At 44.9% G+C, this 13,898-nt stretch carries 12 protein-coding genes; 5 read left to right on the plus strand and 7 right to left on the minus strand.

Annotation, left to right across the window (positions count from 1 at the left end; genetic code table 11):
• Positions 1 to 177 precede the first annotated feature (177 nt).
• Positions 178 to 2,061 carry a tetratricopeptide repeat-containing diguanylate cyclase gene (locus tag ACXACS_RS02960; protein ID WP_474803888.1) on the minus strand — a complete coding sequence of 628 codons (1,884 nt, stop codon included), beginning with the start codon at positions 2,059 to 2,061 and terminating at the stop codon, positions 178 to 180.
• Between the two features lie 191 nt (positions 2,062 to 2,252).
• Between ACXACS_RS02960 and ACXACS_RS02965 the strand changes: the two genes are divergently transcribed.
• From ACXACS_RS02965 to ACXACS_RS02975, 3 genes are read left to right on the plus strand one after another with little or no spacing between them, the layout of a single operon-like run.
• On the plus strand, positions 2,253 to 2,834 hold the full coding sequence (locus ACXACS_RS02965; protein ID WP_474803891.1) for a DUF3299 domain-containing protein: 582 nt from the start codon (positions 2,253 to 2,255) through the stop codon (positions 2,832 to 2,834).
• Between the two features lie 5 nt (positions 2,835 to 2,839).
• Positions 2,840 to 3,286 carry a hypothetical protein gene (locus ACXACS_RS02970; RefSeq protein ID WP_179984904.1) on the plus strand — a complete coding sequence of 149 codons (447 nt, stop codon included), beginning with the start codon at positions 2,840 to 2,842 and terminating at the stop codon, positions 3,284 to 3,286.
• A 15-nt stretch (positions 3,287 to 3,301) separates the two neighbouring features.
• Positions 3,302 to 4,027: a DUF3299 domain-containing protein gene (locus ACXACS_RS02975; protein WP_474803894.1), complete on the plus strand. Its 726-nt coding sequence runs from the start codon at positions 3,302 to 3,304 to the stop codon at positions 4,025 to 4,027.
• Positions 4,028 to 4,045: 18 nt separating this feature from the next.
• Here the strand turns inward: ACXACS_RS02975 and ACXACS_RS02980 are convergent, their stop codons facing one another.
• The 4 genes from ACXACS_RS02980 to ACXACS_RS02995 all read right to left on the minus strand — a co-directional run bounded on the left by ACXACS_RS02980 (position 4,046) and on the right by ACXACS_RS02995 (position 7,235).
• The gene (locus ACXACS_RS02980; RefSeq protein WP_474803897.1) at positions 4,046 to 4,843 is read right to left on the minus strand and encodes a 5'-nucleotidase, lipoprotein e(P4) family; all 798 of its coding nucleotides are present in this window, start codon (positions 4,841 to 4,843) and stop codon (positions 4,046 to 4,048) included.
• A gap of 63 nt (positions 4,844 to 4,906) precedes the next feature.
• Complete coding sequence (gene folE2, locus ACXACS_RS02985) at positions 4,907 to 5,863, minus strand: GTP cyclohydrolase FolE2 (RefSeq protein WP_474803900.1); 957 nt, start codon at positions 5,861 to 5,863, stop codon at positions 4,907 to 4,909.
• 92 nt (positions 5,864 to 5,955) lie between these two features.
• Entirely contained in the window at positions 5,956 to 6,432 is a 477-nt protein-coding gene (locus ACXACS_RS02990) for a MerC domain-containing protein (RefSeq protein WP_474803903.1), read from the minus strand.
• Between the two features lie 68 nt (positions 6,433 to 6,500).
• Positions 6,501 to 7,235 (minus strand): ZrgA family zinc uptake protein, encoded by a 735-nt coding sequence (locus tag ACXACS_RS02995; RefSeq protein ID WP_474803906.1) that lies wholly within the window; start codon positions 7,233 to 7,235, stop codon positions 6,501 to 6,503.
• An 86-nt stretch (positions 7,236 to 7,321) separates the two neighbouring features.
• Between ACXACS_RS02995 and ACXACS_RS03000 the strand changes: the two genes are divergently transcribed.
• Together ACXACS_RS03000 and ACXACS_RS03005 are read left to right on the plus strand one after the other, a co-directional pair.
• Complete coding sequence (locus ACXACS_RS03000; RefSeq protein ID WP_474809196.1) at positions 7,322 to 9,739, plus strand: TonB-dependent receptor; 2,418 nt, start codon at positions 7,322 to 7,324, stop codon at positions 9,737 to 9,739.
• Positions 9,740 to 9,778: 39 nt separating this feature from the next.
• A complete protein-coding gene (locus tag ACXACS_RS03005; RefSeq protein ID WP_474803908.1) occupies positions 9,779 to 11,149 on the plus strand; it encodes a 5-methyltetrahydrofolate--homocysteine methyltransferase in 1,371 nt (456 codons plus the stop codon).
• A gap of 117 nt (positions 11,150 to 11,266) precedes the next feature.
• On the opposite strand, the gene ACXACS_RS03010 is transcribed toward ACXACS_RS03005, so the two are convergent.
• Both ACXACS_RS03010 and ACXACS_RS03015 read right to left on the minus strand, forming a co-directional pair.
• Positions 11,267 to 12,121 (minus strand): pirin family protein, encoded by an 855-nt coding sequence (locus tag ACXACS_RS03010; protein ID WP_474803911.1) that lies wholly within the window; start codon positions 12,119 to 12,121, stop codon positions 11,267 to 11,269.
• A 12-nt stretch (positions 12,122 to 12,133) separates the two neighbouring features.
• Positions 12,134 to 13,894 (minus strand): amidohydrolase, encoded by a 1,761-nt coding sequence (locus ACXACS_RS03015; RefSeq protein WP_474803914.1) that lies wholly within the window; start codon positions 13,892 to 13,894, stop codon positions 12,134 to 12,136.
• Positions 13,895 to 13,898 lie beyond the last annotated feature (4 nt).

Here is a 13,898-nt window from a genome sequence, read left to right on the forward strand (position 1 = left end):
GTTTATTCGTTAGTCTAATGTATGCGTGATCTGTGCCAATCTTTTGTTATGGAGTTAAGGGTATTTTAAGCTGTTGATATTGAAAGGTTATTGTCGTTATCTCTGACGCTTTTATAAAAAACGTATTTTGCATGTGAGATACGGCTATGTAGTTTTTTCCCATTAATGTGTATCAAATTACAAACATTTAATTACAGCGGTTTTATCTCTGCCAGTTTCTTTGGCTTCATAAAGGGCTCTGTCTGTATCTTCTAAAATGGCAGTAGCGCTTTGCGCGGACTCAATTACTTTTAATCCTGCTGAGAATGTTAATTTAATGTCTGCACAGAGTTGACTTGCAGAGGCTATTTTTAGCGACTGACGGAAGCTATCAAGCTGTTTGTAAATTTGGTCTTCTTTAGCGCAATGGAATATAAACAGAAACTCTTCACCTCCTAACCTGCCCATATCGACGTGTTTAGTAAAAAGCTGTCGCGCAGTGCGAGCGAATAGGCGCAATGCATCATCGCCCATTTTGTGACCATAGTTATCATTGATAGATTTGAAGAAATCGATGTCTAACATTGCTACGTAAAATTTTTCGTTAGACGCTTCAAAGGTGGCGAGCGATCCTTCCAGTAACTCTAGAATTTTGACCCGGTTATAAAAGCGGGTTAATGCATCGGTAGTAGCAAGCCGCTCTAACCTTTTTTGGTAACGCGCACGCTTAATGTAGAGTAAAAACAGTAGTAAGCTAAGTATTAGACATAACCCAGTGATTACAGCCAGTAAAAAGTTTCGTTGCTGGTTAAGCGCAAGCTTTTCTTCTTGTAATTGAGTGATAGCTTTTAAGTCGCTATTTTCTGCCTGAATTTCGTCTAGTTCGTAAAGCGTTCGTATTATTTGCTCACGCGACTTATCTAGTGATTCGGTTATTTTCTTATTTAATTCAATGTAGTGCTTGAGTGCGTCTATCGTATCTTGCTCGTTGCCAAACCTCTCAAGAATAGACAGTTTAAGATAAGCGGCTTCCAAATGGGCAACGCCTGCTTCTGCGCTCGCTATTACCTCTTCTGCAAGCCTAACCATCTCTAATGCCTCTGTTTTGTCTCCGCTGGACAGCGCCAGACGAGAAAGCGCTATAAGCGAGTTAAAGTAAATAGTAGTAGAGTCTAAATCACGGGCTAGGTCGCTTGCTTCTTCAAATAAAAGGCGAGCGGCGCTGGCTGCCTCAGAGGTATTCCCTAGCACTAACAACATTTCCCCTTTGCCGAGTAGGGCTTTGGCTAGTAGGAGGGAGTTATTGTTTTTTCTTGCAATCTCTATGGCTAATTCAAAAAAGCGCGCGGAGTCTTTAAAGTTTGAAAGCCCTAGCTCTGTTCGAGCAAGCTTTTCTGCTACCCGACTTTGATTAACAGTGTTTTTCTTTTTAACCGCAAATTCATAAGCTTCGTTTAAATATGCTTTTGCTTCTTCGAATTTAGACTGCTGCAAATAAATAGTGCCTATCAGACCAGCAATATGAGAGGGGGGGACTTGTGTCTTGAACTGTGTAGCTAATTCATAAGCGGAGAGATAGTTATCAAGAGCAAGCTTAGGTTCTTCAATATTTTCAAAAGTAGTACCTAGTGTCATTAATACGCCAATATTCAATTGTATTACGCCGTGGTTCATAGACCACTGCTTAACGGCGTTGAGCAAGCTAATCGATTCTTGTATTTCGCCTTTGCGTGAAAGTATTTTGGCTTTGAGCAATTTTGCGCGTTGCTGCATTAGCCTACTAGCGTAAACATCGCTTATGCATTTCTCTGCGAGTGCTAAAGCTTCATCATATTCGCCCTGTTTTTCTTTACCTAAGGCATAAAGGTATACCCATTCATGACGTTTTGGAGAGAACTGATTTGAATCGAGCAGCGAATTTAATCTAGCCATTTCTTTTTCGGGTGCTCGATGTAGCGCTTTGATACTGGCTATAACTTCATCGTTTGGTGCAGGGTTGATTTGGTTTGTAGCAGCGTAGGCGGGCTTTAACGCGAGAAGGGTGAGCAATACACTTGTGACAAAAAGTCCAGTTCTAGTCATTCAACTATGCGCCTATTTATAAAAACTCCATTCACTAAAATATAGTCATTCGTTTCGAGCTTCGACAATATTGAGCTAAGTTTCTTGTTATGAAGGTCTCAATCAACAATGTGGGTAGATAAACGTAAAACTTACTTTATTGAAATATATTATGTTATAACGTATTTTTGTTTCTTTGATGTCGCATCTTTGTGAAATTTTTTGTCACGCTTCCTAGCGTTAAACTTGGTTTAATTGCGACACTACTAATGTTAGTTAGCGCGTTAAACTTAACCCAAGCCGCCGATTACGAAGAAATTGACTGGGTAGCCCTTATGCCCGAGGACGATTTGAGCGCGCTTTTAAACAGACCTGAGTTTTTAAACGATATTGCCGATGGATTTGCCGCCGACTCAATTGATGATTTTGCTTCAAAGCAGCTAGAAGATGAACAAGCACAACGATATCAGCAAGCTTTAGTGTCAACCCGGGTAATAGATGAATTTGATGGTAAAGCCATTCGCATCCCCGGATTTATTGTACCTTTAGAGCAAAATGAAGAACAAAAGGCCACTGCCTTTTTCGTCGTACCGTATTTTGGTGCTTGCTTACATATGCCGCCACCACCGCCTAATCAAATTCTGTATGTTGAGTACAAAGAAGGTATCGCAGTAGAAAACTTGTACGACCCTTATTGGTTCGAAGGTACGGTAAAAATCGACAACCACGAAAGTGCACTGGGTACATCAGCGTATTCATTAGTGCTAGACAGCTTTACGCTGTACGAGGAGTAACTAACATGAAAAAGACGGTCGTTGCAGCCACTCTTTTATCAAGCTCAATAGTATTTCATAGCAGTGCATGCGAACTGCACGCGGGAATGGGTAATATGCAGTTTGGTTTTCAGCATCCTATGATGCAGCAGCACCTAGCGGCAGCGAAAGAGCCACTTATCTCCCTTAATATCGATAGGAAGCATGAAGTGGCAAAGCTCGAAGCGTCTGCTGTACCTCTGCGATTTACCATTCCTTCGAACTATAAAGAAGTGAGTGTAGATGTAATGGCAAGCGACGGCGTAACGCTACTTTCGCCACAGCGATTCGCCCTGGTCTCGGCTAAAGGTGAACAAGCTATCAGTTTTCAGGCAAAAGAAGAAGGTACCCACGAACTCGTACTAAAAGTGTATGCGCTTAAAAAGAATGTGCCAGTCACTTACACGCGCAAAGTAAAAATTTTAGCGAGTTAGGCGCTGAATGCACAAATGAAGCGCCCCTCTTTTGCTTTACTGGCTTTCTTTATTGCATTCGCCGCATTAGGTGCATTAGTTGGTTTAGGGCTTAATGGCAAACTTAACGGCCTTATCGGATTTTTCAGCAGTGACGTTGTTATTTATCAAGACGGCACGCGACTGCAGGAAACCCAACAGTATCAAGTTTTAACTTGGGATGCCTTGTTACCTGAAGCTGAAAAAGCGTTACTGGGTAAAGCTCAGTCTAATCAGAATTCTCAACAAAATTTACCTCTTCATGAACAAGTATTTCAGTCTATTCAACGCACGTTCGACGATGAGTATCAACAAGCACTGATCTCAGTGAATACGGTTGATACATTTAACGGTAACTACGTCGAACTCAGCGGGTTTATTGTGCCTGTTGAAGCTAATGCACAGCGTGAAATAACTTCCTTCTTCATCGTGCCTTATTTCGGCGCGTGTATTCACTATCCGCCGCCTCCGCCCAATCAAATTGTATTTGTTTCGCTAAATAATACCCACGAACAAGGCGGTATTAGCGGAATAAACATTCAGCAGGCTTACACCTTCTCGGGTAAGTTTTCTACAGGGCTCTATGAAGACCCTCAAGGAACATCGGCTTACCTATTAGACGTAATAGAAATAAAGCCCTATTCAGGATTGGGAAATGGCATTAACGATGGAAAAGCGGAATCTAAGAATGGCGCTTTCCATATAGAAAGCGACATTCGTTAATTTTATTTTTTCAATGTATTACCAAGAACCGTACATTGGGTTTGGCAGAATGAAAATCTCTGTACCAACTCGAGGCATTAGCGACTCAACATTGGCAGATTCTTGGGTTACGCCGCCTACATCTTCAATATTGTCGCCAATTTGCATGACAATAGTGTGAGGCGCCGCCCACGTAGATGTGGCGTCTTTAGACGCATTTGAACATGCGATTTTACCTTGGGTAAGCTGCATTCTTCGCAAGTCTTTGTCATTAACCATACCTTCTTGTCCGACTGCTTTTTTATCTTCAGCAGTACGGCCAACTACGCAGGTATTGCTGGTGGTCAGCGGTAAACCTTGTGCTAAAAGATTATTCCACGTGTGCTTATCAAGCGTTTTATCGCGATTCGTAATAAGCGCCACTTTTCCATTTCGCTTAATAACCTCGTCGATAAAATCAGCGACGCCGGGAACCAGTGTGGCTTCTTCACGCTTTACCCAGTCAGCCCAGCTTTTTGATGAATAACCTAAGCCGACACTCTCGCGCTCTTTTTGGTAGGTACTATTATCTAGCACGGTTTCATCAACATCCATGACTACAACGTCGCCTTCAGCAAAGCGCGTTGGCAGTGCGGCAATAGCCTGGTTGTAAACAAAGTTTGAGAGGACAGGGTACTCTTTGCTACTGGTTTGATATATCACGGCGTTAGACAGCGTATGCGCTTTTTCACCGGCCAGCGTGGTAGATGGTGTTGACGAGCATGCCGCGATAACTGATACCGCAGCGCTAATACACGCTAGTTTGCTGATATCAGCGAATTTGTTAACAGATAACAATGTTATTTTCCTTTTATCGTTTTTTCTGCTTGCGAATTTCAACGTACACAACCATGTATGATTTTATCGGTGAATTGGGCCTGATATTTCAGCAATGGCGTCGTGTGCATGCAGACTTTCTTGATGTTCTACTTTTACACGAAAATAGGTTGCTTGGTAATACGTACTGAACGCGGCATGTAGACGCCTTACCGAATCTTCAACGAACATTAGGTTTTCGGCATTGCGTTTTGCAAACGCCTGCTCATCTTCTCGCTTAACCGCGGTTTGAAGCGGCGTGCCCAGCGCGTTCTCTACTAAATCAATAATACCAATAAAATCAGGAATATCTTTGTTAGCTAAGTCCAAAGTTATGTCGGCAAACGAGCGCTGTGCATGAGCCGTGGCGATGCTGGCTTCTTTAGAAGCAAGCCAAGCGCCCATTTCTTCTACAGTTAGCTGCTGCCCTTCAAACTGTTTGCTCTCAAATTGTTTGCTCTCAAATTGTTCCACAAAGGCCTCTGCCAATGCCTTGCGTGAAAGTGATGCAGAGCACGGGCACGTACTGGAATAAGGCACTCTTAGCTTGAACTGCGCTTTGTAATGCTCTGATGTACGCATTACACACAGTGAAGCAGGGTAGGATTGATACCCTGACGTTTTACTAATAAGCGCCGGACGCGATACGGCTAGATCAAAATGCAAATTCAATTTTGCGCTTTTACTGAGCCCATCTTGCGAATCGATAAGCGCGTTCATTAAGCTTGTTAGTGCTGACTTGTGAAGATCCTTATTGCTCAAGTACTGCTGTAGCAGGTTGTACAAACGCGACATGTGAATGCCTTTGGCGCTGGGATGATCTAAACTTACTGTCACGTCTACCTTTGCTTGACTACTTAAGCGTTCACCGCGCTTACCTAAAACATGCAGGGGTATTGCAATGCCCTGCATCCCAACACTATCAATAGCAGGAACTTGAGCTGTAGATTGCTCATTAGTGACATCGGGTAGTACCGTGTCGCGATGATTGAAACTAGACAAAATTACCTCTGAATAAAACCTTAAAAACTGTTACATCGCTATACTTGTAGCTGTCGCTAAAAAGAACACGCGTATATGAGGAAGTGATGAAACTAATAGGTGTGTGATTGTGCTCTCTCGCGCTCTTCGCAGGTCGAGCCCTGAGTAGTTTCTCTGAGTCGGTAATTTGCAATATGAGCACTGACAATAATAAATGAAGCGATTACAGTAATAATAACTTCACCATATTCGCCAAGCACTTCGTGCCCTAAACCTACCCATTCGACCAGCAGTGGGCTGCTTAGCAATGTAAGACCAGTAGCGCCAGCTAATACCACCCATTTATTTTTGTGATGTAAATAGCCTACGGAAAGCGCAAAGGCGCCAATAGGCAGTACAAAAAACAGTAGTATTTGATGGAAGGTTTCATCATGGAGAATAGACACGCTTGCCAATGCCGGTATGGAAATCAATAAAATAGGCGTTAATAAACAATGGATGACGCAAAGCGATGAAAGGGTCATAGCGATTTTGTCTGAAATGAGCTGCACTTTTGGCATTGCGCTGCTTCCTTGAGTTATTGAATTCATAGTATTTCCGAATATTGCTATGGCGCATGCTTCATTAATGAAACTAGCGCCTTAGAGTATAAAAATAATTAGTTGTTAATGGATAACATTGGCCGATTTGGGGTTATTTCCATCGCACCTTGTCCTTTGTTGGTTACCCAAATAGTGTTGACATGCTGCAAGCTTGGCCAATGGGAAAACCCTGTCATTTCAATACGCTTAAGAGGTTCTTGGCAGCTAAGCAGGTACGCTACGCGAAAATCAGAATGGGTGTTGTGATGGGCGTCGCTTTCGTGTTCACTGTCATGCTCATCATGCTCATCATGCTCATCATGCTCATCATGCTCATCATGCTCATCATGCTCATCATGCTCATCATGCTCATCATGCTCATCATGCTCATCATGCTCATCATGCTCATCATGCTCATCATGCTCATCATGCTCATCATGTCCCTCGGCTATCTCCCAAGGGCTCTCGAGGGTGGTATCGAGCAATTCACATGTGTTGCTTAAGGAAAAAATGTCGTCGAAGCGCAGAAACAATTCCTGCATGTTCTGATAGCGTTTCTTTTCGTCAGCTGTGGTCGGTGTGTACTCAAACCCCAATACATCGGCAACAGGTAACTGAAGCACAAACTGCCATTCACTTCCCGCTTGTAGGATTTGTAGCTTTCCTTCGCCGTGAGTATGCGGCGCAGCATGAACAGCGCTGATAACCATTCCAGCCAAGTTCAATCCGGCAAAAGCACCCACTTTAAGAAAAGCTGAAGAGGCGCGTAGCGCTTTTTTTGATTTTTTCCACGTAATAGAAATGGTTTTCATTTTTACCTCTTGCGCAAACGTTACAATATAACATACCATAAAAATAAAGTTGATACATTATCACATTACACAAATCAGAGGTTAGAATAATGAAACTGTCTCGATTGGCGCTAGGCTTATCGCTTTTAGCGCCTGCGTCACTTTTTGCGTCTCCGTTAGTGCTGGCACAAACGCTTTCTGGCACGGTAACCAATGCAGCAGGAAAGCCTCTCGCCAATGCCACTGTTGAAATTGAGGCGCTAAAGCGGGTTACCAGCACTAACGAGCAGGGTGAGTTCATTTTCTCTGACGTAAAGGACGGAGAGTATACACTGCATATTTTTGCATCTGGCTTTGCTCATTTACATAAAGAGGCAACAGTGCAATCGAACTCTACAGGTGGCACTAACTTTGTCCTAGCGCGAAGTGCTATTGAAGTGATTGATGTGCATGCCACCCCTATGCACTTATCTGTCATGGAATCGGCCACTCCAGTGAGCGTGTTATCTGGCGAAACCTTACGTCGGCAACAAGCGGCCACGCTGGGCGATACGCTAGAAAAATTACCCGGCGTACAGTCTAACTTCCATGGCAATGTTGCGAGCACGCCAATTATTCGTGGCCTTAGCGGACCACGGGTACTGATTACTCAAAATGGCTTGGATGTGAGCGACGTTTCCCGTGTTGGCCCCGACCACGCAGTAGCAAGTGAAGCATCAACCGCTAAACAAATTGAAGTGCTGCGTGGGCCAGCAACCCTGTTCTTCGGAAGCGGTGCGATAGGCGGTGTTGTGAACGTAGTGGACCAACGTGTGCCCACGTCCACTGAAACGCGCGGTGAATTTTTACTAGAAACCCAAACCGTTAACGACCAGAAGCTAGGAACGTTTAACGTGACCACTGGCGTTGACAACATAGCCTTCTATGCTGACGGTTTTTATCGCGACTCAAATGACTATGAAACCCCAATGGCGCCTGATATCGACGACCCGGATGGCGAGCATGTAGTTGAGAACAGCAACGAAGAATCCCACGGGTTTACGTTAGGTACCAGCTACTTATTTGACCAAGGTTATGTTGGTGTAGCGGTAGAAAGGTTCGAGCGAGAGTACGGCGTGCCTGGTCATAGCCATGGTGATGACTCATCAGTGTTCGCTGATCTTGAGCAGACTAAGTATCAACTTTTAGGTGAGTACAACTTTACTCATGACTTTTTGCAAAGTGTCCACTTTAGAGCGGGCTATACCGATTACGAACACGCTGAAGTAGAAAGTGGTTTTGTCGGTACTACGTTCAGCAATGAAACCGAAGAACTTCGCGTAGAGCTATTGCATAAACCCATGGCCGGCTGGCGTGGCGGTGTGAGTCTTCACTACAAAGGCGCGGACGTTTCGGCGCAAGGTGAAGAGGCCTTTACACCTCCTTCAGAAATGGAGATGTTCGCTATAGCGTTGATGGAAGAACGTCATTTTGGTGACTTCTTGGTTCAATTAGGAGCCCGAGCAGAAAGAATAACGCTGGACGCTTCGAGTGTGTTGCTGCCCGAGTTAGATGCTCACGACCATGATGAAGAGCACGAAGAAGACGAGCATGATCACGACCATGATGAACACGAACATGAAGGCAGTGAGTTTGTTCGCCAGTTCGCGGTAGACCAAGAGTTTACCCCTATATCTCTGTCGGCAGGAGTGGTCTACACCATTAATGAAAGCTATAACGTAGGCGTTTCACTTTCTCGTTCAGAGCGGGCGCCTTCAGCGTCTGAGCTCCTTTCTTTTGGCCCGCATATTGGCACCCGTACCTATGAAATAGGCGCCTTGTTTGATTTGTCAGAGGAAGGGGAGTTTGTGCTTTCTCAGACGCCTATCGATCTTGAGACGGCCAACAATATCGACCTAACGTTTAGAAAAACACAGGGCGATGTTGGTTTTGTATTTAATGCTTTTTATAACCAAGTAGATAACTATTATTTCCAGGAAGAAACTGGCTTATTCGCTGAAAGTGGTCATGACCACGATCATGGAGAAGAAGAGCACAGTGATGAAGAGCACAGCGAAGACGAACACAGCGATGAATTACCTGTCTACCTATTTGGTTCAGCTGACGCCATTCTGCATGGTTTTGAATTACAGGTTGCTTGGCAAACCACTGATAACCTAAAGCTTGATTTCTTCGCCGATTACGTTAAAGCCCGACTTAAAAACGGTGGCGCACTGCCGCGTACCTCGCCTATGCGCGTGGGGACACATGTTGCCTACACACTCGACAACATTCGAGCCGACTTAGACATTACGCATTTTGCCAAACAAGACGACATCTCAAACTTCGAGACTGAAACTGACGGTTACACCCTTGTTGATGCATCAATCACCTATGACATTCCATTGGGTGACGTCGACTTATCTGTTTACCTGAGCGGTGAAAACCTCACAGACGAAGAAGCGCGCGTTCACACCTCATTTTTGAAAGATATTGCACCGCGTCCAGGCAGAAATTTTGCCTTCGGTGTACGTGGTTATTTTTAAAATCAGCTTAGAAAAAGAATTATTGATAGGGATACACACATGAAAACTAGACTTACGCTAAGCGCTATAGCCAGTGCGCTTTTGCTTGCAGGCTGTGGTGATGCAGAAACAAACATTGTAGAGCTGGATCCTATTGAGGTGCCAGAAGATGATCACGACCACGACTCAGACTATGAAATAGAAAGTGAAGGCAGATTAGTAGTCGCCGATGCTGCTTCAAATACGCTCACTGTATTTGATTTAGATGATGATTCAGTACTCGATACCTTCTCTACCACCCATGATGGTAGTAGTGTAAGCGCCTCAGCAGACTACCGCTTTGCAGTAATTAACAGCCGAGCAAACGGATTAACTGAGTTTCTCGATGGTGGATTATGGCGTGAAGACCACGTAGAACACCTTCATGACTATGAAGAAGCCCCAAGCCTGTCTGGTTTCACACTTGAAGGGAGTCAACCGACTCACGTAGTAACACACGACGGTCAGCTTGCTGTGTTTTACGACGGAAATGCCGATACCAGCATGCCGGCAGCGGTAAAAGTGGTAACCGATACCCAAATTGCCAGTGAAATTACAGAAGTTCCTACTTTGGAATTTACTGTAAATATGCACGGTGTCGCGGAACCGCGTGGAGACATGCTAATTAGTACTGTACGTCGTGATGATGCAGAGTCTCGTTCTGCTAATCCAATCTTGCCAGACAGTGTTGCGGTATATCACTGGCATGATGGCGAGTACGAAGAAGAGCAACGCTTTGATGGCGAGTGTGCTGATTTACATGGCGCCGCTCAAAACGAAATCGCTGTGGCATTTGGCTGTAGCGACGGCGTATTAATTCTCAACGAAGATGATGAGGTATTTACCAGCGCGTTTATTGACAACATTGATGGGCTTGGCGATCTGCGCATTGGCACAATGTATGGACATGAACACGCTGAAGCGTTTATTGGTATTGCTTCACAGCACGGCGGTGGCAGCGCCATCTTGGCCAATGTGTCGCCTGTAACTAGCACAATGAGCGTGATTGATTGGCAGCCAGAGACTGATGCTCGTGCTGTGTCATACGGTTTCTCAATGGGCGGAGAATTCTTTGCTATTTTAGATGACAAAGGTCTTGTAACACTACTAGAAGCGCATGAAGAAGATGGTGACACTCACTGGGAATTCGCGCACAAAATTGATGTGGCCAGTGCCAGCGCGGCAAACCTAACGGATGACCAGTCATTTAGCATGGCAGCATCACAACATGAAGAAGCCTTGTTTGTTGTTGACCCTGTTGCGCAAGCTATCCTTGCTGTTGATTTGGAAAGTGAGACCACGGAAACCTTGCTTGAACTGGATTTTGAGCCTGCAGGTGCAGTTTGGCTAGGTATTGCTGAAGAACACGAACACGATGATCACGATCACTAATACGCAGTAGTGATTAAGTAAACGAAAGAGCAGGCTATAAGCCTGCTCTTTTTGGTCATAATGTACCTTGTGCTTAAAGCCATTAGTTTGTTGCTAGACCTGCTTACAACAACAGCTTTATTTAGGCAGTGGAATAAACTCTTGGTCGTCACCCGGAATAGTTGGGAATAACCCGTTTGCCCAACGAGCCTCAGCGTCTTCTATTTTCTCTTGAGAGTACGCCAAAAAGTTCCAACGTAAAATGGGCTGCTTGTCCATTTTCTTGCCACCTAAAAGAAAGTAGCGACTGTTCTCCATGGTTTCAATTTCACTTTCATCGTCCAAAAGGACAAACTCGCCAGCGCTGAAAACTTCATCGCCTAGTTTTACTTTACCGGAAATAACGTAACAGGCCGTTTGAGATTTGCCACACGGACGCTCAATAACCGCTCCTGCTTCTGTTATCACATCTAAATAAAACATGGGTGAGTACGTCTTAACCGGTGACGTATAGCCGTACGCTTCCCCTGCAATTAGTCGCATCAGTACTTTTTCACGATGTATATACGGCAGTTTAGCTTTGTTAACGTGTATAAAGCTGGGCTCCATATCTGCCTTTTCTTCAGGTAATGCAACCCAGCACTGTAGACCGTTTAGCACATGGTCACTGCCTCGGGTTTCAATGGTCTCTCGCTCAGAGTGAACAATGCCTTTACCCGCTGTCATCCAGTTTACGTCGCCAGGCTGTATTTCCTGAATAGTGCCTAAGCTATCCCTATGCAGCATACTACCTTCCATTAAATAACTAATGGTGGCCAGTCCTATATGCGGGTGGGGCCTAACGTTAATGCCGCTGCCTGCTGGGAAATGTGCAGGTCCCATATGGTCAACAAAAACAAATGGGCCAATGCTCCTTGCGTCAACGTGGGGAATAATGCGACTTACTGAGAAGCCACCTAAATCTTTTTTGTGAGATGAAATTCGTTTTGCCATGATCTTTCTCAATTAACGTTGTTGGGAGAAGTTAACCGGTGACCACGCGGGCTCGGCTGTTTCTATTGGTGTTGCGAGTTCTGGGTACTGCTGTCTATCGGCAAAAACGACGTTGCCGTCTACGACAGTTAACTGTGCTTGTGTGTTTAGCAATGCCTTTTCACTTACTGTTAAGATATCGTGGTTAAGAATAGCAAAGTCAGCGTAAAAGCCAGGTCGTAATCTACCCTTAACGTTTTCTTCTCCAGATAGTGCAGCGCTTCCTTGCGTAAATAGCTTAAGGGCTGTCAGTCTGTCTACATGCTTTGTACCTAAATCAAAACCACCCACGGTTTTTCCGCTCACTGCCCAGTAATAGGTTGCCCATGGATTAAAACTTGAAACGCGGGTACCGTCTGTGCCTAAGCCCACTGTGATGCCAGCACTAAGCATTTGCTTTATAGGGGGCGTGCGCTTGGCTTGCTCGGCGCCATATCGCTCAACGAAATCCTCACCAGCAAAGGCCATACGGCCTTGTACCGCAATCGAGCCACCTAACGCTTTAATGCGCGAGAGATTTTCATCAGACACCGTCTCGGCGTGGTCGATAATCCAGCGCACGCTATCAACGGGCTGTGTTGAGTGAATATGTTCAAGTACGTTTAAAATACGTGTTATAGATTGGTCATAAGTGGCATGGAGCCTAAACGGCCACTGCTGCAATAGATGAAGCCTAATCACTTCTTCCAGCGCATCTTCGGCTTCGCCTGGAAGTTCAGGGCGTGGCGCACGAAAGTTTTCATAGTCTGACGCTTTATAAGTGAGTAGCTCGCCACCGCCTTCAATTACATAGCCATTGTCTAAATGAATATGCTGGTTTTGATTTGCTTCATACTTACTCATCCATGTAGCAAAACTCACCATTTCTTTAGTGGGAACTTGCGGGAACAAGTAATTAGAAACCCGTATCGGTAACTCACCGAGCTTGGCAAGGGTTTCACTGGCTGTATAGTCTTCAGGGAAGGTATGGCCACCGCCGCCTGCGTCTACTACACTGGTTACGCCTAAGCTAAGTAGCTTGCGATAAAACTGTCGACTGGAATTTAACTGTTCATTTGCGCTTAGTTGAGGCAGCGCGGCAATGGTCTTATATAAAATCATTGGGTTGGGTTGAGCAAGCAAAACACCTGTGGGGTTGCCGTTAGCATCTCGCTCTATCACGCTTCCCTTTGGTGCTTGGGTGTCTTTGTCTATTCCCAGTGCTTCAAGGCCTTTTTTATTGAGCACACCACCTGAGTAAAGGTGAAGCACAAATACCGGTGTGTTTGGCGCTATGTCGGTAAGCTCTTGTGGTGTAGGTAAGCGCTTCTCTTCAAATTGATAAGGGCTGAAACCTCCAATGACCCTTACCCATTGACCCTTGGGCGTGCGTTTGGCTTGTGCTTCTAGCATGGCTAAGCCTTCTTTCAAGCTTGTAATACCTTCCCAGCGAGTTTCTAAATTATAAAAACGTCCTCCACGCGTTACGTGCATATGCGAGTCATTAATACCTGGAATGAGCCGCTGTCCTTTTGCATCGATTACTCGAGTGGCACTATCTGCGTCTGCTAGCAGCTGTTGGGCATCTTGCGAAAAGGCGCTAAATTTACCGTTTTCTACGCTAAGAGCCGTATAGGTTTGGCCGCTCGCATTTGTGATTTTTGCATTTACAACGACCAGATCTGGGGCAGCCATTGCCTGGCTAGCGCCAAACAATAGAGCTACAATCGAAAAACGTGACAATAATAAATTCATGGGA

This window comes from Alteromonas sp. AWM4_230, from assembly GCF_056158305.1.

Excerpts from the sequence above, each read along its gene's own strand:
- ACXACS_RS02960 (WP_474803888.1), bottom strand. The coding sequence starts at position 2,061 with ATGACTAGAACTGGACTTTTTGTCACAAGTGTATTGCTCACCCTTCTC.
- ACXACS_RS03010 (WP_474803911.1), bottom strand. The coding sequence starts at position 12,121 with ATGGCAAAACGAATTTCATCTCACAAAAAAGATTTAGGTGGCTTCTCA.
- ACXACS_RS02970 (WP_179984904.1), top strand. The coding sequence starts at position 2,840 with ATGAAAAAGACGGTCGTTGCAGCCACTCTTTTATCAAGCTCAATAGTA.
- ACXACS_RS03015 (WP_474803914.1), bottom strand. The coding sequence starts at position 13,894 with ATGAATTTATTATTGTCACGTTTTTCGATTGTAGCTCTATTGTTTGGC.
- ACXACS_RS02990 (WP_474803903.1), bottom strand. The coding sequence starts at position 6,432 with ATGAATTCAATAACTCAAGGAAGCAGCGCAATGCCAAAAGTGCAGCTC.
- ACXACS_RS02975 (WP_474803894.1), top strand. The coding sequence starts at position 3,302 with ATGAAGCGCCCCTCTTTTGCTTTACTGGCTTTCTTTATTGCATTCGCC.
- ACXACS_RS02995 (WP_474803906.1), bottom strand. The coding sequence starts at position 7,235 with ATGAAAACCATTTCTATTACGTGGAAAAAATCAAAAAAAGCGCTACGC.
- ACXACS_RS03005 (WP_474803908.1), top strand. The coding sequence starts at position 9,779 with ATGAAAACTAGACTTACGCTAAGCGCTATAGCCAGTGCGCTTTTGCTT.